Consider the following 24,425-nt stretch of genomic DNA (forward strand, 5'->3'; position numbering starts at 1 on the left):
CGTTAGTTATTGGCAAGCACGCTGGACGATCGCGCCAGCGTGTCGGCGTTGTTCACCGCGTTATGGAAGGTCAACGGGCTGATGCTGCCGCCCCAATTGGGAATCCGGCCATTGTTGCGGTTGAGGTACCAATGATCCTTCGTGCCGGCCCCGGTATGCGTGAATTCGTGCACCATCAATTCATTGAGGTCCGCCGGGCGCCAGTTTCGCAGCGTATATTTCGTAAATTGCACCGTTCCATTGCCAAACGCGACCGCGGACGGAGAGTTGGGGCCGCCCTCGCCGCCGACCTGCAAATTGCGCGCGCCGGTACGTTTGCTTTCCTGCATCTGGTTCAACGTATTGCGCAGCCCTTGTTCGATACGGGCCTTGCCGCCTTCGGACGATGCGCCACGGCCGAACAACGTGTTCATCGTCGCACTGGTTGCGCGCGACCAGTTGCCGCGTACCTGGGTAAGCGCCAGGATGACGTTGTGGATGCCGCCGTCGAGTGCCCGCAGGATGGTGCCGCGATAGCCGCGTGGATAAGAGGCGGGTGCTGCGGCCGCGGTCCATTTGCCGTCTGTACGCTGCAGTGGCGCGACTTCTTTGCCCGAACGAGGATCAAGCACCTGCCAGGTGAGGCTTTGCCGGTCGAAGCCGCCCACCCGGTAGATATCACCGTCCACGTCGGCGAAATAGTGGCGGCTTCGATCGGCGAGGGTGCGGGTATAGATGCCGTTGCGATCAGGCTGCAGTCCGCGCAGATGGTTGGGGGAAACCCGGTACTGGTGCAGATCCCCGCTGCGCAGACGCGTGACTGGCGTATCCGGCGCGCCGGGCGGGGTGCCGGCAGGTCGTTCCGCGCGCACCGGTGAAGCATTGAATGACGGGCTGGCGGCCGATGCGTTGCGGGCCTGCGGCGGGATGCCTGGCCCCTGGTAGGACACGGGCGTATCCGGCGCGCCGGGGGGAGATCCGGCTGGCCGCTCCACACGCACGGGCGAGGGTCCGGACCCGCAGGGAGCGGCGCAGAAGTCGCCGCTGGCGGATGAGTAGCGGTCCTGAGAGTTGACGCTGATGGATAACATGCATGCGCTCCTTCGCTGTTTCTCGATGGTCGGCTGTCGAGGCCACCGTATCCGTCCGAAATGCCGGCCAGGGGGTATCGATATACCGCCTGACGGAGCATCCCTAGCCCCGTCCGGGCCGTTTCATTCGCGGTAAGCCATTGATATACATTTAATCGCAGCGCCCTCTTCATTTTCACCAAAAAAGGTGAAAAGATAGGGCCATGACCCTGCACCTCACCAGTCGCCAGTCCAACATCCTCGCCTTCATCCGGGCCCGCCTGCAGCAAACCGGCGAGGCGCCCACGCTGGAGGAAATCGGCAATGCCATGGGCCTGCCCAACGTCAGCGCGGTGCTCAAGCACGTGCGCTCGCTGGAGGCCAAAGGGCGGCTGGCGATCGAAGCCAATCGCGCGCGCGGCATCCGGCTGATCCAGGAGAGCGATCCGCTGGCCGCCGACACCATGGAGCTGCCGCTGATCGGCCGCATCGCCGCCGGCGAGCCGATCTTTTCCGAGTCGCGCGTGGAGCGCAGCCTGCATGTGTCGCGTGACCTGTTTCAATTGCGTCCGGATTACCTTGTGCGCGTCATCGGTGATTCGATGCGCGACGAAGGCATCCTCGATGGCGACCTGGTTGCCGTGCACGCCACGCCGGTCGCACGGCATGGCCAGATAGTGGCCGCGCGTGTGGATGACCGCTTCACCATCAAGCGCCTGTACTGGAAAGACGATGTGATCCGCCTGCTGCCCAACAGCGCCGGTTACCAGCCGATCGATCCGGATCCCACCGAAGACTTCGCCATCGAAGGCTTGTTCGCAGGTCTGGTGAGGGGTGCCTGATGAGCGCGGTGGTGCCGCTGTCCCATCTGCTCGACGCGCGACAGGTATGGCGCGGCGAGGCGCTGCCGATCGTGGAGGGCGAGCAGCCGACCGGCTGGCCGCAACTGGACGCGGTGCTGCCCACTCGCGGCTGGCCGGCGGGCGCACTGTCGGAAATCCTGCTGCCGGCCGATGGCATCGGCGAATTGCGGCTGGTACTGCCGACGCTGGCGCGCCTGACGCAGGGTACGCGTCCGGTGGTGCTGGTCGCGCCGCCGTATCTGCCCTGCGCCATGGGCTGGCGCCAGCACGGCGTCAACCTGCAGCGGCTGGACATCGTCGATGCGCAAGCACAACAAGTGCTGTGGGCGGCCGAACAATGCCTGCGTTCGGGCAGCTGTGCCGCCGTGCTGGCGTGGCCGCGCCAGGCGGACGATCGCAGCTTGCGCCGCCTGCAGGTGGCGGCGGATACCGGACGCGCGCTGGCGTTCGTGTTCCGCGACCGCAAGCATTTGGCGAACGCTTCGCCCGCATCATTGCGGCTGGAGCTTGCCACCTCGCCGCGCAACGCCATCTGGGTGCGCAAATGCCGTGGCGGCAACGCGCCCTCGCAGCCCGTTTCCTTCGATCACATCCAGCGTTTTTCCAGCTCCCGTGGAGAGGGCACAGGGACGTGCCCGATTTTGCCGAGTGAGGGAGGCCGGAATCCGGCGGTAAGCACCATGGCTCATCAGCGTGGGTCTTGCTTGCCTGATTCCGGCCTTCACCATCCTCACGCACGCAAGAAGCCCAGCGCGTGAGGCCGGCCTATGTTGTGGGCCTGCCTGTTGCTGCCGCAGTTGGCGCTCGATGGCGTCCTGCGTCGCCGTGCCGATAACAGCCCGTTGGTGTTGGTGGACGGGCCGCTCAATGCGCGTACCGTCGTTGCCGTCAATGCGTCCGCGCGTGCAGCGGGCTTGCGCATCGGCCAGCGGCTGACTGCGGCGCAGGCCTTGCTGGCGCGCTTCGAGGCGATGGCGTACGACGCTTCGGACGCGCAGCGCTGGCAGCAGTTTCTGGCCGGCGTGGCGTATCGCTACAGCTCGCAGGTGGCGTTGCTGCCGCATGCGATCGTGCTGGAAGTCAGCAAGAGCCAGAGCCTGTTCGGCTCGTGGCAGATGATGGAGCGGCGCCTGCGCGAGGATGTCGGGCAACTGGATTTTCGCCATCGCCTCGCCGCTGCGCCGACTCCGCATGGCGCCTACGTACTGGCGGGCGTACGCGACGGGCAGACGGCGTTGAGCCATGAAGGCATGCTGCGCCTGCTGGAAAGCGTACCGTTGCACAAGAGCCGCCTGCCGCCAGCGGCGGTCGATGCGCTGCCACGCATGGGCATACGCTGCCTTGGTCCATTGCTGCGCATGCCGCGCGATGGCCTGCAACGCCGCTTCGGCGCCGAGCTGCTGCGGGCGATGGATCGCCTGACCGGCGATGCCCCCGCGGGTCTGGATCTCTACCTGCCGCCCGATGCGGTGGACTGGACCGTCGAGCTTTCGCACGAAGTGGAAAACATCGCCGCGCTGGTCTTCCCCTTGAAGCGCATGACCGGCGATCTGGCGGCTTATCTTTCCGGCCGCGACGGCGGCGTGCAGCGCTTCGTGTTGCGACTGGAACATCGCGACGCACCGGCCACCGACGTAACGGTGGGCATGCTCGCACCCGAACGCAGCGCCGAGGTGTTGTTCGATGCCGCACGCGGGCGCCTCGAACAGGTGCAACTGCCCGCACCTGTGCTGGCCTTGCGCCTGATCGCCGACGATCTACCCGGTTTCGTGCCGGCCGGCCGCGACCTGTTCGACGAGCGCCCGGCCACGGCCTTGCCGTTGGAGCAACTGCGCGAGCGCCTGCGCGCGCGATTGGGCGATGGCGCGCTGTACCAGTGGGGCACCACGATCGATCCGCGTCCGGAACATTCGCAACGCATCTCGGCCGACAGCGAGGGGCCGCTCGATCCACGTCCGCGCCCCACCTGGCTGCTGGACCGCCCGATTCCGCTACGCGGCGCGCTGCGCATCATCGCCGGCCCCGAACGCATGGAAACCGGGTGGTGGGATGGCGGCGATACGCGCCGCGATTACTACATCGTGGAAACCGAGTTGGGCCAGCGCGCCTGGGCATTCTGCCCGCCGGACGAACAAACCGGCTGGATGCTGCACGGATGGTTCGCATGAGCGACTACGCCGAGTTGCACTGCCTGTCCGATTTCTCCTTTCAACGCGGCGCCTCCAGCGCGCGCGAATTGTTCGAGCGCGCCACCGATTGCGGCTACAGCGCACTGGCGATCACCGACGAATGCTCGCTGGCCGGCATCGTGCGCGCGTTCGAAGCCTCGCGCGACACCAAGATGCCCTTGATCGTGGGCAGCGAGATCCGGCTGGAAGATGGCCCCACGCTGGTACTGCTGGTGGAGACCAGGCAGGGCTATATCTCGCTGTGCCGCCTGATTACCCAGGGCCGCCGCGCGTCGGCCAAAGGCAGCTACCGCCTGTGCAAAGCCGATCTTGGCGACGGCGCGCCCGGCACGCTGGCGTTGTGGATACCCGGGCGTGAACCGGCTCGTGAACATGGCACCTGGGTCAAGCGCATTTTCGGCGACCGTGCGTGGCTGGCGGTGGAACTGCATCGCGATAGCGACGACGCCTCGCGCCTGTCCGAACTGCAGACACTGGGCGACGCGCTGGACCTGCCGCGCGTCGCCACCGGCGACGTGCACATGCATGTCCGCCGGCGTCTGCCGCTACAGCACACGATGACCGCGATCCGTCATCGCCTGACCGTCGCCGAAGCCGGCGCGGTGCTGTTTCGCAACGGCGAGCGCCATCTGCGTCGACGTTGCGCGCTGGAAAAAATCTATCCCAGGCCGTTGCTGGACGAGAGCGTGCATATCGCCAGGCGTTGCACTTTCAGCATGGGTGAACTGCGCTACGCCTATCCCGCCGAGCTGGTGCCGGACGGATACCAGTCCATCCAGTGGCTACGCCAACTGGTGGCCCAAGGCATGGCGTGGCGCTGGCCCGCGGGCGTTCCCGGGCACATCGAAAAAACCATCGAGCACGAGCTGCGGCTGATCGAAAAGAAAGGCTACGAAGCTTATTTTTTGACGGTGCAGGACATCGTGCGTTTCGCGCGCAGCCAGGGGATTCTTTGCCAAGGCCGCGGTTCGGCGGCCAATTCCGTCGTGTGCTACGCGTTGGGCGTGATGGATGCCGATCCGGAAAAAGTGCAACTGCTGGTGGAGCGCTTCATTTCCGAGGAGCGCAACGAGCCGCCCGATATCGATATCGATTTCGAGCACGAGCGGCGCGAGGAAGTCATTCAATACATCTACAACAAATACGGCCGCGAGCGCGCCGCCATCGCGGCAACCGTGATCAGCTATCGCGGCAAAAGCGCGGTGCGCGACGTGGCCAAGGCGCTGGACCTGCCGGCCGACCAGATCGACAAGCTCAGCGGCATCCTGGCGTGGTGGGATGGCGAAGCATCGCTGGACGGTCGCCTGCGCGAGCAGGGTTTCGATCCCGGCGCGCCGGTGCTGCGCAAGGTGCTGGCGCTGAGTGCGCAACTGATCGGCATGCCGCGTCATCTCAGCCAGCACGTGGGTGGCTTCGTCATCGCCGATGCGCCGTTGCACGAACTGGTCCCGGTGGAAAACGCGGCCATGCCCGATCGCACCATCATCCAGTGGGACAAGGACGACCTGGACACCATGGGCCTGCTCAAGGTCGATTGCCTTGCCCTGGGGATGCTGACCTGCATCCGCAAATGCTTCGATCTGGTGCGCAAGCATCGCGGCACGGCGCCGACCATGGCGACGATCGAGCATGGCGACCCACGCACTTATGCCATGATCCAGCGCGCCGACACCATCGGCGTGTTCCAGATCGAAAGCCGTGCGCAGATGTCGATGCTGCCGCGCCTCAGGCCGGCGCATTACTACGACCTGGTGATCCAGGTCGCCATCGTACGGCCCGGTCCGATCCAGGGCGGCATGGTGCATCCGTATCTGCGCCGCCGTCGCGGCGAAGAACCGATCCAATACCCATCGGAAGCCTTGCGACCGGTGCTCGAGCGCACCTTGGGCGTGCCGCTGTTCCAGGAACAGGTGATGAAGCTGGCGATGGTAGCCGCCGATTACACGGCCGGGCAGGCCGATCAATTGCGGCGCTCCATGGCGGCGTGGAAACGCCATGGCGACATGGAGGTACATCGCGAGCGCATGACCAAGGGCATGCTGAAAAACGGTTATAGCGAAGCGTTCGCCGCGCAGATTTTCGAGCAGATCAAAGGTTTCGGCAGTTATGGTTTTCCGGAAAGCCACGCCGCCAGCTTCGCCAATCTGGCCTACATCAGCAGTTGGCTGAAGTGCCATCAACCGGCGGCCTTCCTGTGCGCTTTGCTCAACGCGCAGCCCATGGGCTTCTACAGTGCCAGCCAGCTGGTACAGGATGCGCAGCGGCATGGCGTGCGCGTGCGGCCGATGGACGTGCGCCATAGCGATTGGGACTGCACGCTGGAGCCTGACGCGCACAGCGACGGCGGCTTGGCGCTTCGTCTGGGCTTGCGCCAGTTGCGCGGCTGCAGCGAGGCGGTTGCGTTGCGCATTTCAAAGGCGCGGGAATTTAAGCCCTTCCGCGACGTGGTCGATCTGTGCACGCGCGCGGGGCTGGATGCGCGTCATCAGGATCTGCTGGCCGACGCGGGCGTGCTGCGCGGACTGGCGGGGCATCGCCATCGTGCGTTGTGGCTGACCCGTGGCGTGGAAACGCAGCGGCCCCTGTTCGGCCGCGAAAGCCCGCGCGAACACGAGATCGTGCTGCCGCTGCCCACACCCGAGGAAAACCTCCATGCCGACTACGCACATAGCGGCCTCACGCTCGGCCCGCATCCGCTGAAACTGCTGCGTGGCCGCCTGCGCGCCGCGCATTTCATCGATTCGCGCAGCCTGCACCAGCAACCGCACGAAACGCAGGTGCGCACCGTGGGCCTGGTCACGCAGCGGCAACGGCCGCAAACGGCAAGCGGCGTTACCTTCATGACCATTGAGGACGAGTTTGGCTACGTCAATGTGGTGGTGTGGAACCATGTGGCACAGCGTCAGCGCAGGCCATACCTGGAAGCGCGCCTGTTGGCCGTCGAGGGACGGTGGGAGGCGGTCGATGGCGTGAGCCATCTGATCGCGCAGCGCCTGCGCGACGTCAGCGACATGTTGGGCGACCTGGATGCGCGGTCGCGGGATTTTCATTGAAGCGCTATGGGCGTGGAGCTTGCAATGCAGACGCTGCTTTTCGATGAAACGGTACGGACGATCGCGGACGCTTCGACCGGGCCGATCACCTACCAGCCCGGCGTGGTAGCGCCGCCGTTGGCAGATAGCTGGTTTGCCGCGCTGCGCGATGCCGTCGACTGGCATGCCAGTACGCGCATGATGTACGAACGCATGGTGGGCGTACCGCGCCTGCACGGGCATTACGCCATCGACGATCCCGCACTGCCTGGCGTGCTGCGCGAAATGCTTGCCGTGGTCGAACAGGTGGTGCCGGCGCCCTTCAATAGCATCGGGTTGAATTTGTATCGCGACGAGCACGACGGCGTGGCGCCGCATAACGACAAACTGCATGAGCTGGCGCCGCACCAGCCGATCGTGCTTTTGTCGCTGGGCGCGACGCGAACCATGGTGATACGCCGCAAGCTGCCGCCGCATTTGAAGACCGAACTGGAGCTGGAAGCGGGGAGCTTGCTGCTGATGGGGTGGAATGCGCAGCTGCATTACGACCATGGCATTCCCAAGCTGCGCCAGCCGGTGGGGGCGCGGATCAGCGTGGCGTTCCGGGTCAGGCCGGCGCGCGCCCGGGAAGCCTGGGGTACGTCCTGATTTCTTGCGCGCCATTCCGGCGCGGGTACCATCCAGTGGTCTGAGGCTGCCTGCGTTTTGACACGGCCGCGCGCTCCGGTCACCGGATCGGGGATGTGTGCCGGAACGATGAGCGTATGGGCACGTGGACCGAATGGAGGTTCAGGCCGGTGGCAGAAATGCGTCCAAATACGCAGGCAAATGCGCAGGATGTTCGATAACGACTTGCGCGCCCGCTGCTTCCAATTCTTCGCGACTACCAAACCCCCACAACACGCCGATCCCCGCCACGGCATTGGCCAGCGCACCTTCCATGTCGAAACGCCGGTCGCCGATCATCACCGTCTCCTGCGGCGCGGCGCCGAAATCGGCCAACGCAGCGGCGATCATCGAGGCCTTCTCGCTATGCGGGCTCGACGGATGCGGCCCGTACAGTTTCTCAAAGTGATGCCCGAACGGCAGCGCCTGGACGATGGGCTGCGCATGCTGCCGCGGTTTGCTGGTGACCACGGCAAGGCGGTGGCCGGCCGCGTGCAGCGCGACCATCATGTCCTCGACGCCGGGATAGATGCTGTGTTCGCGCCAACCGAGCGTGGTGAAGCGCTCGTGGTAATACGCCACCGCCGCCTCCACGCGTTCGGCATCGCCGCCCAAAAGCGGCGCAAAGTTGTGCCGCAGCGGCGGGCCGATCCACGCGCGCAGATCGGCAGGCGAGGGCACGCCGAGCTTTGTCAGTGCGTGGCGGATGCACGCGCTGATGCCGGCCTGCGAATCGATCAGCGTGCCGTCGAGGTCGAACAGGCACAGCATCAATGGGCGGCGCGTGCCTTGAGCGCTGCCACCGCCGGCAGTTCCTTGCCTTCGAGGAATTCCAGGAACGCGCCGCCGCCGGTGGAGATGTAGGAAACCTTGTCGGCGATGCCGTACTTGTCCACCGCAGCCAGCGTGTCGCCGCCGCCGGCAATGGAGAAGGCCTTCGAATCGGCCACCGCGCGGGCCAGCACTTCCGTGCCCTTGGCGAAGGCATCGAATTCGAACACGCCCACCGGGCCGTTCCACACCACCGTGCCGGCCTTGGCGATCAACTCGGCATATTGCCGGGCGGTTTCCGGGCCGATGTCCAGGATCATCTCGCCTTCTTTCACCTGATCCACCGGCTTGACGGTAGCCGGTGCGTGTGCGGAAAACTCCGGCGCCACCACCACGTCCACCGGCATCGGCACCTGCGCGCCGCGGCGCCTGGCATCGGCCAGCACCTTCTTGGCGGCGGGAATAAGATCGGGTTCGTACAGCGAATTGCCCACAACGTGGCCGGCCGCGGCGATAAAGGTGTTGGCGATGCCGCCGCCCACGATCAGCTGGTCGACCTTGCCGATCAGGTTTTCCAGCAGCGTGAGCTTGGTCGATACCTTCGAACCCGCCACGATGGCGAGCAGCGGATGCGCCGGATGTTCCAGCGCCTTGCCCAGCGCGTCCAGTTCATCGCACAGCAAGGGGCCGGCCGCGGCCACCGGCGCGAACTTGATCACGCCATGGGTGGAGGCCTGCGCGCGATGGGCGGTGCCGAAGGCATCCATCACAAACACGTCGCACAGCGCGGCATATTTCTGGGACAGCGCTTGGTCGTCCTTGCCTTCGCCGACATTCATGCGGCAGTTTTCCAGCACCACCACTTCGCCTTCGGCCACGTCCACGCCGTCAAGGTAATCGGCGACCAGGCGCACCGGCGCGCCGAGTTTTTCGCCCAGCCACCTGGCGACGGGCTCAAGCGAGGACTCGGCATCGAACTGACCTTCCTTCGGGCGGCCCAGGTGCGACATCACCATGACCCTGGCGCCGGCATCGCGGGCGGCCTTGATGGTGGGCAGCGAAGCATCCAGGCGTTGGGTGGACGTGATGCGGCCGCTTTCGATCGGCACGTTCAAGTCTTCGCGGATAAGCACGCGCTTGCCGCGCAGGTCGAGGTCGCTCATGCGGGTGACGGTCACGTGATAGCTCCTGGCATAACTTAAGGAAGTGGAACAGGCCCATGGGCCGCAACCGCTTATTTTCCCGCCGGCGCCACGTCGATGCAAACGGCGGGGTTACACTCTTTGTTTCGTCCTTCCATGGAGTGGCCCGATGGCGGCCGATCTTGTCCTCTACAGTTACTGGCGCTCCAGCGCGTCTTACCGCGTGCGCATTGCGCTGAATTTAAAGGGTTTACATTACCGAACGCAGGCAGTGCACCTGGTCCGCGACGGCGGCGAGCAGCACGGGGCGGCCTACGCGGCGCTCAACCCGCAGCAGCTGGTGCCGACGCTGGTGGATGGCGAGCGGGTGCTGACGCAGTCGATGGCGATCGTGGAATACCTGGACGAAACCCATCCGCAGCCGCCGCTGCTGCCGTCCGATGCGCCGGGGCGCGCACGCGTGCGGGAGCTGGCGCAAATCGTCGGATGCGATATCCATCCGCTGGGCAACCTGCGTGTACTGCAGTGGCTGGGCAACCCATTCGAAGCGGGCGACGAGCAGAAGGGAAACTGGATGCGGCACTGGATGGCGATCGGCTTCCAGGCGTTGGAGGCGATGCTGGCCAGCAGTCCCCACACCGGGCATTACTGCCATGGCGATACGCCCAGCTTGGCCGACATATGCCTGGTGCCGCAGGTGTACAACGCGCGGCGCTGGAAGCTGCCGCTGGGTGATTATCCGACCCTTCTGCGCATCGATGCGATGTGTGCGGCGCATGCGGCGTTTCACGCCGCGGCGCCGGAGCAGCAGCCGGATGCGCAGAAGGCGGCTTGAGGTTTTCTTCCTCGCCGCTTCGGGGCAGAAGGTTGGGGTGAGGGCCGGCTTTTGCGACAACGCTTCTTATTGAAGTGTTGTTCGTTTGACATCCTCGCAAGGTCGGCCCCTCATCCGACCCTTCGGGCCACCTTCTCCCGGTGGGGAGAAGGTCATCAGGGCAGCTGAGATTCGCGCGAGGTTGGCCCCTCATCCGACCCTTCGGGCCACCTTCTCCTGGTGGGGAGAAGGTCATCAGGGCAGCTGAGATCCGCGCGAGGTTGGCCCCTCATCCGACCCTTCGGGCCATCTTCTCCCCGGAGGGGAGAAGATGATCAGGGCAGCCTTTGGCTGCGCATTTAGAATCCCAGCCCGTACGGATCGTTTCCGGCCAGCTCGGTGCTCTCGGCGTTGCCGCCCTCGGACAGACGGATCTTCAAGGCCAAACCGTCGCGCGAGTCGGCCTTCGCCAGCGCTTCTTCCAGCTCGATACGGCCGCCACGGTACAGCTTGTACAGCGACTGGTCGAAGGTCTGCATGCCTTCCTGCAGGCTGCGGTCCATCGCTTCCTTCACCTCGTGGATCTGGCCGCGGCGGATCATGTCGCGGATGAAGGGCGTGTTCAGCAGCACTTCCACCGCCGGCAGGCGGCGGCCGTCCTTGCCCAGTACCAGGCGTTGGCTGATCACCGCGCGCAGGTTGAGGGCCAGGTTCATCAGCACGTTCTTGTGCGCCGATTCGGGGAAGAAGTTGAGGATGCGTTCCAGCGTCTGGTCGGCGTTGTTGGAATGCAGTGTCGCCAGGCACAAGTGGCCCGTTTCGGAGAACGCGATCGCCGCTTCCATCGTATCGGTGTCGCGGATTTCGCCGATCATGATCACGTCGGGCGCTTCGCGCATCGCGTTGCGCAGGGCCTCGTGATAAGTATGCGTATCCAGGCCCACTTCGCGCTGGTTGACGATCGATTTCTTGTGGCGATGCAGGTATTCGATCGGATCCTCGATCGTGAGGATGTGGCCGGAGGAATTGGAATTGCGATGGTCGAGCATCGCCGCCAGCGTGGTGGACTTGCCCGAGCCCGTGGCGCCGACCACCAGGATCAGTCCGCGCGGCTCCATGATTAGGTCGCGGAAAATGGGCGGCAACTGCAGCTGTTCGACGCTGGGGATTTCGCTTTTGATGGCGCGGATCACCATGCCCACTTCGCCGCGCTGCTTGAATACATTGATACGGAAGCGTCCGGCTTCCTTCACCGCCAGCGCCATGTTGAGCTCCAGATCGCGCTCGAACTGCGGCACCTGGCCTTCATCCATGAGCGAATAGGCGATCTTTTTCACCATGCCGCTGGGCAGCCCGGTATTGCCGAGCGGGTAAAGCTTGCCCTCGACCTTGATGTTCACCGGGGCGCCGGTCGTCAGGAACATGTCCGACGCGCCCTTATCCACCATCAACTTGAGGAAGTAACCGATATCCACCGTGAAGACCCCAAAATTTTACGCATTGCATTCAAGGATTGTGCCCGCTCACAATACGCCGTGATCCTCGGAGAGGAATGAGTGATGGTGCACACATTTTCCCCGTTACAGGGACGCGACAGGCGTTTCAAGACGGTGGTCCCGGTATGGGTGGCGGCCGTGCTGCTGCTGTTAACCGGTTGCGCAAGCGTGCCTCCCCCGGATGGCGCGATGAATCAGGCCCAGGCCCAGCTGCAGGCGGCCCGCGACGCGGGCGCGTCCGATTACGATCCGGTCGATTTCGGCTTTGCACAGGATAAATTCCAGCAGGCCCAGGCCGCCATGGCCGACCGCAAGTATGCGCTCGCCGCGGATCTTGCCGACGAATCGCGTGCCGATGCCACCCTGGCGCGGACCAAGGCGCAACTGGGCCAGGCGCGTGCCCAAATTCAGTCCAAAACCGACGCAAACAGTCAGTTACGCTCCCAGAACGCCGAGGCGCAGTCGGAAAACGATCAGCACTATCAGCAGCTGAAGGCCCAGCTGGCCGCCCAGCAGGCCGCCGTGCAGCAGCAGGCGGGTGGGGACAACGGCGACAATCCGGCCTCCAGCGCATCGGCACCGGCCGCGCCGTCCAGTTCCGCCCTGCCCAGCCAGGCACCGGTCCAGCAGGACATGCCCGCGCCCTCGTCCTCGGTCCTTGGCAATCCGCCGCAGGGGCAGCAGGGCGGGTTCCAGACCCAGCCCGATACCGGCCAGCAGAACCCGAACCAGGGAGGCCAGCCATGAACAAACATCGCATATCGATCCTCGCCGCGGCCCTGCTGGCCCTGTTGGCCAGCACTGCCGTGCAGGCGCACAAGGACGACCTCGACGTCGATCGCCTCAACGACAGCCTCAACCAGCTGGCCAGCGATCCCACGCTGGGCACCTATGCCCAGGCCGACCAGGCGCTGGCGCGCGATGCGGTCAGCCAGCTCGCCCAGGCAAGCGGGCACGACCGGCCGCATGCGCTCTACATCGCCGAACGCCGCGTCGATCAGGCGAAGGCCGAGGCGCAGTTGCAACTGGCCCAGCGCCAGCTCAACCAGCTCGACCAGGAAAACGCGCAGCTGCAGCTCGATCGCAGCCGCATCGATGCCACCGCCGCGCAGCAGCAGCTGGATATCCAGCGCATGCAGTACCAGCTTTCGCAGCAGGAAACCGCGCGCCTGCAGGCCGAGGGCCAGGTCGCTGCCGATCAGGCCGCCCAGGCCCGCGCCGAAGCCGAGCAGGCCCGCAAAGTAGCCGCCGCGCAGGGCAGGGTCGCCGCCGCCGCGCGGCGACAGGCGGAACTGGCCGCCAAGGCGGCTAAGGCGCTGCGCTCGCAGATCCAGGACAGCCAGCAGCCTTCCGGTGGCTCCAACGGCGGTAATTGAGCAGGCTGCTGCCCGCCGTTTTACGGGTTTTTGATCAAAAAACCAGCACCGATGCGACTTCCCGGGGGGCGCTTGCGCCCCCTTCGGAGCGGGAGTAGGGTCGAGTTGCCGTGGACCTCCAGCTTCCGCGGTTTTTAACGACCCGAATCATGCGCACACCCGCCAACGTCCCCTCGCCCAGGTCCTTCCCCAAGGACGTGGGGTGCGGTCATGTGCGCGATTCGATTCTGCTCAAAGTTGTCTGCCCGCAGTTTTGCGAGGAGGTTGGATCATGTTTGAAAACCAGCAGCGTGACGATGTCGAAGCCTTGATGAAAGCCGACGCGGAGTTTCGCCGGCTTTACCAGTATCACAGGGAGCTCGACAGCAAGGTGCACGATGCCGAAATCGGCGTTCTCCCCATCGACGACATGACCTTGGCAGGGATGAAGAAAGAAAAACTCTACGCCAAGGAGCGCCTTCAGCGCATGTGGGATATGCAGCACCCCGTCAACTGACCTGCGTGTTTTCGCATGATGCACGGCCCCGGTACACCGGGGCCGTTTCATCTTCAGGGATGCGTTTTTGGCAGCGTCTTCAGCCGATCTTTTTTCAAACGGCATTGCCGGCAGCATGTTCGTGCAGGCGCATGCGCCCATGTATGCCACGGCCATGAACGGGTGCCATTCAATCGCTTCATCCGGATCGACGGATTGCCTGAATCGGATGCACGGCCCGCCACGCACCGCATGTCATCGGGCTTTTCTCGCGCGGAGCCCATACGACCCTCGGTTATGATGGGCGGCCGGCGCGACGATGAAGTCCGCGTTGGAGTATCCACGCCAAGGAGTTTTCATGACGGTCAATGCAAGCGTCCTCGAACTGATCGGTAATACCCCCATGGTGCGCGCGCAGCGCCTGGACACCGGGCATTGCGAGCTTTTCCTAAAGCTGGAAAGCGCCAATCCGGGTGGCTCGATCAAGGATCGCATCGGCCTGTCGATGGTCGAAGGCGCCGAGAAAGCCGGCAAGATCAAACCCGGCGCCACGCTGGTGGAAGGCACTGCCGGCAATACCGGCTTGGGCCTGGCGCTGGTGGCGCAGGCCAAGGGCTATCGCCTGATTCTGGTCGTCCCCGACAAGATGAGCCGCGAGAAAATCTTCAATCTCAAGGCCATGGGCGCCGAAGTGGTGCTGACGCGTTCGGATGTCGCCAAGGGTCATCCGGAGTACTACCAGGACATGGCCGAACGCATCGCGCGCGAAACGCCCGGTGCGTATTTCATCAACCAGTTCGGCAATCCGGACAATCCGCTCGCGCACATCCAAACCACCGGCCCGGAAATTCTCAAGCAGATGGATGGCAAGGTCGATGCGGTGGTGGTGGGCTGCGGATCCTCCGGCACCATGACGGGGCTGTCCAAGTACTTCGCCGAACATTCGCCGCATACGGAAATCGTGCTGGCCGATCCGGTGGGTTCGATTCTCGCCCAATACATCAACGAAGGCGTGCTATCGACCAAGTCCGGCAGTTGGATGGTCGAAGGCATCGGCGAAGATTTCCTGCCGACGATCAGCGATTTTTCCCGCGTAAAAAAAGCCTACGCGATTTCCGACAAAGAGAGCTTTCTCGCCGCACGCGAACTGCTCGCCAAAGAAGGCGTGCTCGGCGGCTCCTCCACCGGCACCCTGCTGTCCGCCGCGCTGAAATATTGCCGCGAGCAGACCCAGCCCAAGCGCGTGGTGACGCTGGTGTGCGACACCGGCAACAAATACCTGTCGAAGATGTACAACGACTATTGGATGCTCGACAACGGCTTCATCGCGCGCGAACAGCACGGCGACTTGCGCGATCTGCTGCTGCGGCCGTTCGCGCAGCGCGACACCGTGGTGGTCGGCCCGAACGAATTGCTGATGACGGCCTACACGCGCATGAAGCTCTACGACGTGTCGCAGCTGCCGGTGATGGACGGCCATCGCATCGTGGGCATCCTCGATGAATCGGACGTATTGATGCACGTGCACGCCGACGAAGCGCGCTTCCGCGACTCGGTCGCCACCGCCATGATCACCGACCTGCAGATGCTGGACGTGCGCTCGCCGATCCAATCGCTGCTGCCGGTATTCGAGCGCGGCCACGTGGCCATCGTGGTGGATGGCGAGCAGTTCCTGGGCCTGATCACCCGCATCGACCTGTTGAACTATCTGCGGCGCAAGGTGCACTAACTTCGCGTCGCGGGCAAAGCGCGCGCTGGTGGAGTTGGAACGATCCAAGTCCGCTCGCGCGCTTCGCTTTCGCACCGTGCGCTTCGTTTCACCATGGCCGTGCGCCCGATTCTACGCAGGCATGACATGCCGGCTGGAAAGCTGATCGAAACGGCATGCCCTTAATGTGCCCGCTCATTTTGACCAGGAACCGACCCCATGTGTGGAATTGTCGCCGCCGCTGCCCAACGAGACGTCGGCCCGCTGCTGATTGCGGGCCTGAAGGCGCTCGAATACCGCGGCTACGACTCGGCCGGCCTTGCCGTACTCGAATCGGGCCAGGTGCACCGCGTGCGCGCCAAGGGCAAGGTGCGCGAGATGGAGTCGCTGTATCTGGCCGACCCTTTCCCCGGCGGCACCGGCATCGCGCACACCCGCTGGGCCACCCATGGCGTACCCAACGAAGCGAACGCGCACCCGCACATGGTCGGCCGCGTGGCGGTGGTGCATAACGGCATCATCGAAAACTACGCGCCCCTGCGCGCGCAGTTGCAGGCCAAGGGCAGCGTCTTCAGCTCCGAAACCGACACCGAAGTCATCGCCGCGATCATCGACGCGAACCTCGCCAAAGGCATCAGCCTGCGCGAAGCCGTGCTCGCCAGCGTGCGTGAACTGGAAGGCGCCTATGCCATCGCGGTGATCGACCGCGACCAACCCGGCCTGGTGGTTGGCGCGCGTCGCGGCGCACCGCTCCTGATCGGCGTGGGCATCGGTGAAAACTTCCTCGGCTCCGATGCGCAGGCACTCGTGCAGGTGACCAACAAGATCATCTACCTCGAAGACGACGACGTGGTGGAGATCAGCCGCAACAAAGTGCAGATCTACACCCTCGACGGCGAACCCGTCGAGCGCGCCGTGCACGAAAGCGAGCTGTCGGCCGACGCCGTGGAGCGCGGGGAATACCGCCACTACATGCAAAAGGAAATCTTCGAGCAGCCGCGCGCCGTCAGCGACACGCTCGAGGCGCGCATCGGCGCCAGCGGCGTGCTGCCGAACGTGTTCGGCGTCGGCGGCGATCAGCTGCTGGCGCAGGTGAAGGGCGTGCACATCATCGCCTGCGGCACCAGTTATCACGCAGGCATGGTCGCCAAATATTGGATCGAAGACTACGCACGGCTGCCCGTGAGCGTGGAAGTGGCCAGCGAATACCGTTACCGCGAAGCGGTGGTGCCGGAAGGCACGCTATTCATCGCCATCTCGCAATCGGGCGAAACCGCCGACACCCTGGCCGCGATGCGCGAGTCGCGCCGCCGCGGTTACCTGGGCACGCTCGCCATCTGCAACGTGCCCGAATCCTCCGTTGTGCGCGAAGCGGACCTCAAGCTGATGACGCGCGCCGGCCCCGAGATCGGCGTGGCCTCCACCAAGGCCTTTACCACCCAGCTCACCGCGTTGGCCCTGCTTACGTTGCACCTGGCCAAACGGCGCAACCTCGACGGCGCGCGCCTGGACGAACTCTGCGCGCAATTGCACCACCTGCCGCGCGCGATCGAAGAAGCCTTGAAACTCGAGCCGCAGATCATCGAACTGGCCGAGCGTTTCGTACACCGCCATCACGCACTTTTCCTCGGCCGCGGCGCGCATTACCCGGTCGCGCTGGAAGGGTCGCTCAAGCTCAAGGAAATTTCCTACATCCACGCCGAAGCCTATCCGGCCGGCGAACTCAAGCACGGCCCGCTGGCCTTGGTGGACGAAGACATGCCGGTCGTCGCGGTGGCTCCGAACGGCCCGCTGCTCGACAAACTCAAATCCAACCTGCAAGAAGTGCGCGCGCGGGGCGGCGAACTGATCGTTTTCGCCGACACCGCCGCACACATCGACGGCAACGCCGCGCGCGGTACCGTGTTGCGCATCGACGCCGGCGGCGACTTCATCGCGCCCGCCGTATTCACCGTGCCACTGCAACTGCTCGCCTACCACGTTGCCGTACTGCGCGGCACGGATGTGGATCAGCCGCGCAACCTGGCCAAGTCGGTGACGGTGGAATAGTTTCCAACGGGGGTAAGCTTCAATTGTCAAAAGAAAATAAAGTTGTATCCCATAAGATGAAGTTGTTTCCTGGTAAATGAAGTTCTTTCCTTGAACGGCTTGAACGGCTTGAACGGCTTGATCGACTTGTCTAAGGACATCGACGATTAATCGCGCCGCTCATTTATATAGCCAGTAAGCACGTGCAAGTCCGCTTTTGTCGCGATCAGGCGTCTTGTTTTCGTTTCTGTGCGACGCCGATTTACTGCGTACCAAACACCAGAGGGATTGCACAGGTGCGCCAGTGATGCTGCGCATGGACGCCAGCCTGCACGCTCAGCCTGCCAAGACGCGAGTCTCACGTCGAGGCGTCATCGCACTGGCTGGCACTGCTTGCGCGTGATCAGGACCCCTGAGCTGGGGCAGGGTGCGTTGGTTTTTCAACCTAGCCGCTGGCGGATCGCCTGGAGCGCGTCGCCATTGGCCCGGGCCAGCGCACGGAAGCTCTGGCTGACATCGTCGTTCCCAACCAGCCGCTCCCAGAACTGCTCTGCCCAGCCTGCGGCGCGCTGCCAGTTCGCCATGGATGCCGGAGGGTAGGCGGGCGGCTCGTACACTGCATCAGGCAGGTTGCCACCCGAGCCCGGCCGGTAGTCCATCGGCAGCATGTCGTAATTTGGGCACGGTTCAATCGGCAGGGCGTCGTCGAGAAAGAGCGACAAGTTGCCGTAGTGCGTGTCGTTGTTGGCGATCAGCTTGGCAAACCACCACCGTTGCTCGACGTCCTGCTGAGCCGCGGCATTCAACCAGCCGCCAGCACGCATCCGTTCGGCTACCTCGTACCAAGGTCCGCGCAGCCCGTCATAGGCGTCGCTCCACGCGGCCAGGGAGACCATGCCTCGGCGCCCGAACGCACCCTGTCGATCGAACCGGGTCGACTCCAGGCACAGACGGCCCCCGGACCAGATGAGTTCGGAGCGCGCGCTTGGCGTGCCGTGCTCGGCAAGGATGACGCCGGCGAGATGCTCGGCGATCAGCAGGTCCGCCCATCGGCGTGCCGTGGGGTGCTTGTCGGCCGGTTCCGTGAACTTGACAATGACGTGGCGCAAGGCGCCGTTACCGTCGTCAACGCACGTGACGAACTTCGGCTGCTCGCCGCCGGGCGAGGAGCCTACGTTCAGGCCGGCGATGGTGTCGGCCGCCATGCCGGCATAACACTCCTGGCGGTCACCGGCCGGAATCGCGGCATGGTGAGTCTGCAGCGCCCGTTCCAGCGAGGCCTTCCCCAGCACGAACTGGCCCGGGCCATTGTCACCACGCAGCAGGAGCGCGGTCAGCACATCGTCGGCGTTCCATTGAAGGATGTCGTCGCGTAATCCCAATTCGCGCGCGTGGCGCTGTGCGAACTTGCGCCCCAGGAACCCTTGGGGACGTTGGTCATCCAGAAACCAAGGGATGCCCGGAAAGAGGCCGTCGGCGAACTCGCCCCGCAGCCATGCTGGCGGGTTGTCGGCTTCGAGCAGGCAGCCGTCGCCATGGAGCGCAACCAGGCGCCCCACGTCTTCAGGGCGCCCCTGCGCGTTGATGCGGAACAATGGCCAATGTCTTCCGAGACCGCGAACATCACGAGTAGCCGAATACCGGGTGGCGCGCGCGCGACCGATCTTGACCACCGCGGGGCCGGCTTGAGCCAGAAGGCGAGACACGGTGGGCTGACTGGTGTCCAGCCGACGGCCAAGATCCTTCGCTGTCACCACGCGCTGGTGCCTTAGGACGGTTAGCAGGCTTTCGAGGGATGCCGTTGAGGCGGCCATGGGCGGACCCATTCAATGAATAGATACTTTGCACATAAACTACCTTAATAATACTTTATATACAATGTATTATGAAAATAATTCCAAGCTATATGAATAGATAAATGAATAGATTTATGGCTAGGGGGTATGGCCAGAGACTGTCCAGGGGTCAGTGGCTGACCTTTTGGACGCATCCAAGACCCGCTGCAACTGCTGGCGCCCATTCTTCAAGATTTCATCCGCCAGAACAGGATCGGTCTCGGCGACCGCGCGCGACAGCAGCAGCGAGCCCACCATCTGGCTGAAAAGCGAAATGACCTTTTGCCGCTTCTCTTGAGGATTTTCGCCGTCGATCGCATTCGCCATCTGATCGAAATTCGATGCCAGTCCACGTGCGTAAGATTCGCGCGCTTCCTTGCCGAGCCGCCGGACGTCGCCGGCAAACCCTGTCAATGGACAACCCTTCTCGATATTGCCCAGGTGCTCGGGAGATAAGTACCACTCGGCGTAACGCTTGATGGGATCGGCCGCCTCCGCTCTCGACGCCGCGATGCCGGCGATCAGCTCGGCGGCGCCATCTTCCGTGGCCTTGTCCATGACCGCGGCGACCAGGTCGTCTTTCGATTTGAAGTGGTTGTAAAAGCCCCCCTGAGTGAAGCCCGCGGCCTTGGTCAGCTCGGCCAGACCCACGGCGGCCACCCCGCGCTGGCGGAACAGCTTTTCCGCTGCGGCGACAATAGCCCTTTTATTTTCAATGGCTTGCTGTTTTGAAACGCCCATAACATCGACTCCTGACGTGCGCTAGGGTGGCACCCATCCGTTGTTAATGGCGATCACCATTGACAATGGATCGGTGCGGTGCCATTCTAACTCACGTCAATGGTGATCGCCATTGTGAATATGCTCCACCTCCAGGTAAGCCGGCATCCCCACCCAGAGCGCCGCGGCCCCATCGCTCATCGAGAAGGAAACGACCATGTCCAAGACATCACCCGAACAGAACAAGGCGCTCGTCCTCAAAGCCTTCGACACATTGTTCAACAAGCGCGACTACCAGACGGCCGAGCAGTTTTGGTCCGACACGTACATCCAGCACAGCGCGCACATCGAGCCGGGCCGCGACGGCCTCTTCAATCTCATCCGCAGCATCCCCGACACCCTGCGCTACGAGCATGGCCTGATCCTGGCTGAAGGCGACTACGTCATCGTGCACGGTCGCTTCTCCGGCAACGGCCGCCCCGCCGCGTGGGTTGCCGCGGATGTCGTGCGCATCGAAAACGGCAAGCTTGCCGAGCACTGGGACGTGTTGCAGGACGAAGCCACCCACACCGAATCCAAGAGCGGGTTGCCTATGTTCGGCGACCGGTTCCCTGCATGAAACCACCTTAGGAGAACGCTCATGAAACTCACCGGCAACACCATCTTCATCACCGGCGGCGGCTCAGGTATCGGCCGCGGTCTCGCCGAGGCGCTGCATAAACGCGGCAACAAGGTCATCATCGCCGGGCGCAGGCGCAGCCATCTGAAGGCCGTGATCGATGCCAATCCCGGCATGGAAGCGGTAGAGCTGGACGTCGCCGATCCCGCCAGCATCGAACGCGTCGCTGCGAAGCTGATCGCCGAATACCCCGAACTCAACGTGCTGATCAACAACGCCGGCATCATGCAGCCCGACACCGTGGGTGGAAAGATCGACGATGCGTTGCTGACGTCCACCATCACAACCAATGTGCTGGGCCCCATTCGCATGACTTCGGCGCTGATCGAGCATCTGAAGACGAAGAAAGACGCGATCGTGGCCTATACGACCTCGGTACTGGCCTTTGTGCCGATGGCCATCACCGGCATCTATTCGTCGAGCAAAGCGGCGCTCCATTCGTATGTACTGTCGCAACGCTTCATGCTGCGCAATACGGGCGTACGCGTCCTTGAGATTGCGCCGCCGTGGGTGCGCACCGAATTGATGAACAGCCAGGAAGCCGAGCAAGCCATGCCGCTGGACGAGTTCATCGCTGAAACCATGGCGGTCCTGGGCACGGATGCGGACGAGATCCTGGTCGATGGCGCCAAACAGTTCCGCGGCAACGTCGGCCCGAATGAGCATGGCCTGGTCAATGGATTTAACGAACAAGCGCTCGCGCTGTTTGGCGGTACGTGAGTAGCGTGGGGGATGCCCATCCGCCCACGCTCATCGTGCACCGTGCCAGGGACATCGTAGTCGCCATAGAGGGGGCAGGATGGAAATTTGCCCGCCCCCACCTGGATCGCCGTGCAACGGCATGATGCCTGGCCGGTTCAAATATCACCGGCAGACCAAGACCGGAATGGTGCTGTCAAGGATGACCTTCTGTGCTTCGCTCCCCAGCATCAGGCGATCCATGCCACGCCAGCCGTGGGTGGCCATGACGATCAAGTCGCAACGATGTTCCCGCGCGGCTTCCAGAATGGCGTTGTGCGGTTGTTCGCCAAATGCGTAATGGCACTCGCACGGCACCCCTGCCTCTACCGCCAGCGCCTTTGCCTCGTCCAGATAGCGCGACGCGCTTGCCAACGCATGCTGGCTGAAATTCAATTCCGCCGCGGCGAGGATTTCGCTCACGAAAGCGACGGAGTTGAAGGGAGGCACGGCGTGCAAGATAAGCACCTTTGCACCGAAAGCCTTGGCCAGCTCCAGTCCTTTGCCAAAGGCTTTCAAGGAAAGCTCCGACCCGTCGATAGGGAGCAGTAAATGCCTGAATTGTACCCGGCGCGGTACGATCGATGATTCGTGGATGGCGACGGTATTCATGGGTGCAGCCTCATGGGTGACAGTGCATTGCAGCCACGATCCGGTGCAATTGGGATCCATGATGGGGCGCCCGCGCGAACGAGTATTGATCGCGATCAATTTTCCGCGGGGCACGCTTTGTCCCTGGGCTGAATCGATGGGAAATGAGGCGGGGGCCGCAGTTGATCGCGGTCAAGATCGCGCGCGGTCGGACGCGTAAGCTGACAACGGTCCAACTAAGGCGGAGTCGGCCATGTCTGCTTGCAATTCAGCTTTTCCATGGAAAAGACCGCGCACGCCGGGCCGCCTCGGAAGGTTATGGCGTCTGATCGGCTGCCGGACCGCCGAATGGGCAAGGTGGTTGCTCCCCTCTGCGGGTCGCGGCGCGCCGGCGCTTGTGCCGGTGCGCGCATATCGTTTCGAACCATCGATGGTACGCGGGCAAGGTGGCCGGTATCCGCATCGTTGATCCACGCGGCATGGCCAAGCGAGACACTCCATGAGAACTCAATCGAACGATCCGGCGTTTTCGACGCGCTCCATCTTCTTTCTGCTTATGGCGGCGGCCAGTGCGCTGGTCAGCATTGTGCGCGAATACCAAATGGTTTGGACGGTCGCCGAGTGGATTTGCGGCATCAGCGTCCTGGCGTTGATCGCCAGCCTGATCGCTGACGCCCGCAAATAGCCTGCTCAATCGTCTCTGGGGAGATTAGCCATGTTCAAAAATATTCTGCTTCCCACCGACGGATCGGACCAGTCGCTGAGAGCGGCGCAATTGGGCATCGCCATCGCCAAGCAACTGGGCGCGCGCGTTCATGCATACCACGTCCTGGCGCCGCTCGCGGCGATCGCTTATTTTTCCGACTCGATCCGGCATTCGCCGGAAGACTACCGTAGCGAAGCGGTAAGCCGCGCGCAGCGGCAGTTGGATGCCATCGAAGCACTGGCCAAGGAAGCGGATGTACCGTTCGATGGCGGTTATACCTTCGACAAGCGCCCTTATGCGGCGATTGTGGGTGCTGCGCGGCAATTCGATTGCGACCTGATCGTCATGGGGATCCACGGTCATACCGGCATCGACCGCCTGGTCATGGGCGGAGAAACAAACAAGGTGCTCAGCTGTTCGGATATCCCGGTTCTGGTGTGCCGGTAAACGAACGTTGTTGGCACCGCTCTAAGAAGCCTTGGGGGCTTGCCATGGTTCTTGGCGTTCGCCGAAATCAACGGTGAATCGCCGCCGCTGCGCCCGATTGTCGGATCAGCGAACACACGATTGACGTCTCTCAGGCGCTGACGATGCACATGCGCGAAATGACAGGCATCGTCAGCAGCCTCTTGGTGATTAGTGCTGCATGAAAATAGGCAGATCGGCGTTGGCGAGGACGTAGCGCGTCGCACCGCCCAGCACCCGTTCACGAATGCGGGAATGGCTGTAGGCGCCCATCACCAGCAGGCCGGCCTGCGTTTCGCGCGCCTTGTTCAGTATCGTCTTGCCGGCCTCGTCAGCGGCCACACGAATAAAATGGGGCTTTGCGGCGATGCCATGATGCGCCAGATAGGTGATCGGATCGGGCTCCGTAACGCTGACTTGATCGCCGTATGGTGGGCGCATTTCTCCGTTGATCAGTGTTACGTGTTTGGCCAGTTGAATAAGGGGAAGCGCGCTGTGTAGTGCGCGGGTGGACTCGTAGGTGCCGTTCCAGGCGATAACGATGCGTTCAAAAGATACCGCGCCGTCCCAGTGTGGCGGGAGAACGATGCATGGCGTACGGCTGCTTAGCATGCCCTCGCCAAGAATGTCGAAGACGCGTTCCTCATCGACGATGTCGCGCTCGATGATGATGACGTCATGCCATGCACCAAGCTTGCGCATCGTGGGTGCAATGGCGGTACGGGTCACCGCCCAGGTAGAGTGGCCCGCGCCGTAGCGTTTGGCGAAATCGCGGAAGGCGGCGGACTCATCCGGCATTTCATAGTCGATGTCCGTCAGCAAGCTCATGATGGTTGGGTCGGTTTCATAAGCGCGCTGCTGCCTTAGCGAGCCGGGCACGTAGCATCCCGTGACATTGCCGTTACAGCGCGATGCGATATCGATAGCCGTCACCAGCGATGCGCTCCAGGGCCCGGTCGATGTCGCCAAGGCCAGGATGTCGTGCATCTGCGGTTCCGCCATCCTGGCCTTGGCGTCGGCCGCGTGCGTGCGGGCGATCGATTTACCGCGTAATTCATGTGCAAGCATGGCTCATACCTCCC

Annotated in this window: 22 protein-coding genes and 1 pseudogene; 15 read left to right on the top strand and 8 right to left on the bottom strand. The window is 63.5% G+C overall.

Annotated features, from left to right (window positions below; genetic code table 11):
* Positions 1-2: 2 nt before the first annotated feature.
* Positions 3-1,070, bottom strand: a complete 1,068-nt coding sequence (locus VME63_RS04370; RefSeq protein WP_325430635.1) for a hypothetical protein — start codon at positions 1,068-1,070, stop codon at positions 3-5.
* 203 nt (positions 1,071-1,273) lie between these two features.
* Here VME63_RS04370 and lexA point away from each other — a divergent pair, with 203 nt between their 5' ends.
* The 5 genes and pseudogenes from lexA (at position 1,274) to VME63_RS04395 (ending at position 7,781) form a co-directional block, all read left to right on the top strand.
* Positions 1,274-1,891 (top strand): transcriptional repressor LexA, encoded by a 618-nt coding sequence (lexA, locus tag VME63_RS04375; RefSeq protein ID WP_325430637.1) that lies wholly within the window; start codon positions 1,274-1,276, stop codon positions 1,889-1,891.
* Positions 1,891-2,502: pseudogene (gene imuA, locus VME63_RS04380) on the top strand (translesion DNA synthesis-associated protein ImuA); the annotation flags it as partial. The gene lexA and the pseudogene imuA, both read left to right, overlap by 1 nt.
* Before the next feature lie 177 nt (positions 2,503-2,679).
* Positions 2,680-4,080, top strand: coding sequence for a DNA polymerase Y family protein (locus VME63_RS04385; RefSeq protein ID WP_325430639.1), 1,401 nt, complete (start codon positions 2,680-2,682; stop codon positions 4,078-4,080).
* Positions 4,077-7,154, top strand: a complete 3,078-nt coding sequence (locus VME63_RS04390; RefSeq protein WP_325430641.1) for an error-prone DNA polymerase — start codon at positions 4,077-4,079, stop codon at positions 7,152-7,154. The genes VME63_RS04385 and VME63_RS04390 overlap by 4 nt, the downstream gene beginning before the upstream one ends.
* Before the next feature lie 24 nt (positions 7,155-7,178).
* The gene (locus tag VME63_RS04395) at positions 7,179-7,781 is read left to right on the top strand and encodes an alpha-ketoglutarate-dependent dioxygenase AlkB (protein ID WP_325430643.1); all 603 of its coding nucleotides are present in this window, start codon (positions 7,179-7,181) and stop codon (positions 7,779-7,781) included.
* A 141-nt stretch (positions 7,782-7,922) separates the two neighbouring features.
* On the opposite strand, the gene VME63_RS04400 is transcribed toward VME63_RS04395, so the two are convergent.
* Together VME63_RS04400 and VME63_RS04405 are read right to left on the bottom strand one after the other, a co-directional pair.
* Entirely contained in the window at positions 7,923-8,570 is a 648-nt protein-coding gene (locus VME63_RS04400) for an HAD hydrolase-like protein (RefSeq protein ID WP_325430645.1), read from the bottom strand.
* Positions 8,570-9,748 (bottom strand): phosphoglycerate kinase, encoded by a 1,179-nt coding sequence (locus VME63_RS04405; RefSeq protein ID WP_325430647.1) that lies wholly within the window; start codon positions 9,746-9,748, stop codon positions 8,570-8,572. Before VME63_RS04405 ends, VME63_RS04400 begins: the two co-directional genes overlap by 1 nt.
* A gap of 133 nt (positions 9,749-9,881) precedes the next feature.
* On the opposite strand from VME63_RS04405, the gene maiA reads away from it, so the two are divergent.
* The gene (gene maiA / locus VME63_RS04410) at positions 9,882-10,547 is read left to right on the top strand and encodes a maleylacetoacetate isomerase (RefSeq protein ID WP_325430649.1); all 666 of its coding nucleotides are present in this window, start codon (positions 9,882-9,884) and stop codon (positions 10,545-10,547) included.
* A gap of 338 nt (positions 10,548-10,885) precedes the next feature.
* Here the strand turns inward: maiA and VME63_RS04415 are convergent, their stop codons facing one another.
* Positions 10,886-12,001, bottom strand: coding sequence for a PilT/PilU family type 4a pilus ATPase (locus VME63_RS04415; protein ID WP_325430651.1), 1,116 nt, complete (start codon positions 11,999-12,001; stop codon positions 10,886-10,888).
* Positions 12,002-12,085: 84 nt separating this feature from the next.
* On the opposite strand from VME63_RS04415, the gene VME63_RS04420 reads away from it, so the two are divergent.
* The 5 genes from VME63_RS04420 to glmS all read left to right on the top strand — a co-directional run bounded on the left by VME63_RS04420 (position 12,086) and on the right by glmS (position 17,630).
* The gene (locus tag VME63_RS04420) at positions 12,086-12,769 is read left to right on the top strand and encodes a DUF4398 domain-containing protein (protein WP_325430653.1); all 684 of its coding nucleotides are present in this window, start codon (positions 12,086-12,088) and stop codon (positions 12,767-12,769) included.
* Positions 12,766-13,398: a hypothetical protein gene (locus VME63_RS04425; RefSeq protein WP_325430654.1), complete on the top strand. Its 633-nt coding sequence runs from the start codon at positions 12,766-12,768 to the stop codon at positions 13,396-13,398. The genes VME63_RS04420 and VME63_RS04425 overlap by 4 nt, the downstream gene beginning before the upstream one ends.
* Before the next feature lie 271 nt (positions 13,399-13,669).
* Positions 13,670-13,894 carry a YdcH family protein gene (locus tag VME63_RS04430; RefSeq protein WP_325430656.1) on the top strand — a complete coding sequence of 75 codons (225 nt, stop codon included), beginning with the start codon at positions 13,670-13,672 and terminating at the stop codon, positions 13,892-13,894.
* A gap of 337 nt (positions 13,895-14,231) precedes the next feature.
* A complete protein-coding gene (locus VME63_RS04435; RefSeq protein WP_325430658.1) occupies positions 14,232-15,602 on the top strand; it encodes a pyridoxal-phosphate dependent enzyme in 1,371 nt (456 codons plus the stop codon).
* 198 nt (positions 15,603-15,800) lie between these two features.
* Positions 15,801-17,630: a glutamine--fructose-6-phosphate transaminase (isomerizing) gene (glmS, locus tag VME63_RS04440; RefSeq protein WP_325430660.1), complete on the top strand. Its 1,830-nt coding sequence runs from the start codon at positions 15,801-15,803 to the stop codon at positions 17,628-17,630.
* A gap of 419 nt (positions 17,631-18,049) precedes the next feature.
* On the opposite strand, the gene yjjJ is transcribed toward glmS, so the two are convergent.
* Both yjjJ and VME63_RS04450 read right to left on the bottom strand, forming a co-directional pair.
* The gene (gene yjjJ / locus VME63_RS04445; protein ID WP_325430662.1) at positions 18,050-19,423 is read right to left on the bottom strand and encodes a type II toxin-antitoxin system HipA family toxin YjjJ; all 1,374 of its coding nucleotides are present in this window, start codon (positions 19,421-19,423) and stop codon (positions 18,050-18,052) included.
* A 120-nt stretch (positions 19,424-19,543) separates the two neighbouring features.
* Entirely contained in the window at positions 19,544-20,185 is a 642-nt protein-coding gene (locus VME63_RS04450) for a TetR/AcrR family transcriptional regulator (protein ID WP_325430664.1), read from the bottom strand.
* A 196-nt stretch (positions 20,186-20,381) separates the two neighbouring features.
* On the opposite strand from VME63_RS04450, the gene VME63_RS04455 reads away from it, so the two are divergent.
* A complete protein-coding gene (locus tag VME63_RS04455; protein WP_325430666.1) occupies positions 20,382-20,783 on the top strand; it encodes a nuclear transport factor 2 family protein in 402 nt (133 codons plus the stop codon).
* 21 nt (positions 20,784-20,804) lie between these two features.
* Positions 20,805-21,563 (top strand): SDR family oxidoreductase, encoded by a 759-nt coding sequence (locus VME63_RS04460; RefSeq protein WP_325430668.1) that lies wholly within the window; start codon positions 20,805-20,807, stop codon positions 21,561-21,563.
* Between the two features lie 144 nt (positions 21,564-21,707).
* On the opposite strand, the gene VME63_RS04465 is transcribed toward VME63_RS04460, so the two are convergent.
* Complete coding sequence (locus VME63_RS04465; protein ID WP_325430670.1) at positions 21,708-22,193, bottom strand: universal stress protein; 486 nt, start codon at positions 22,191-22,193, stop codon at positions 21,708-21,710.
* Between the two features lie 478 nt (positions 22,194-22,671).
* Here VME63_RS04465 and VME63_RS04470 point away from each other — a divergent pair, with 478 nt between their 5' ends.
* Positions 22,672-22,857, top strand: coding sequence for a hypothetical protein (locus tag VME63_RS04470; RefSeq protein WP_325430672.1), 186 nt, complete (start codon positions 22,672-22,674; stop codon positions 22,855-22,857).
* Positions 22,858-22,887: 30 nt separating this feature from the next.
* Positions 22,888-23,325 (top strand): universal stress protein, encoded by a 438-nt coding sequence (locus VME63_RS04475; RefSeq protein ID WP_325430674.1) that lies wholly within the window; start codon positions 22,888-22,890, stop codon positions 23,323-23,325.
* Between the two features lie 189 nt (positions 23,326-23,514).
* On the opposite strand, the gene VME63_RS04480 is transcribed toward VME63_RS04475, so the two are convergent.
* Positions 23,515-24,411: a universal stress protein gene (locus VME63_RS04480; protein ID WP_325430676.1), complete on the bottom strand. Its 897-nt coding sequence runs from the start codon at positions 24,409-24,411 to the stop codon at positions 23,515-23,517.
* Between the last annotated feature and the right edge of the window lie 14 nt (positions 24,412-24,425).

The sequence above is a fragment of the Dyella sp. genome (assembly GCF_035503745.1).
In the GTDB taxonomy this organism is placed as follows: domain Bacteria; phylum Pseudomonadota; class Gammaproteobacteria; order Xanthomonadales; family Rhodanobacteraceae; genus Dyella_B.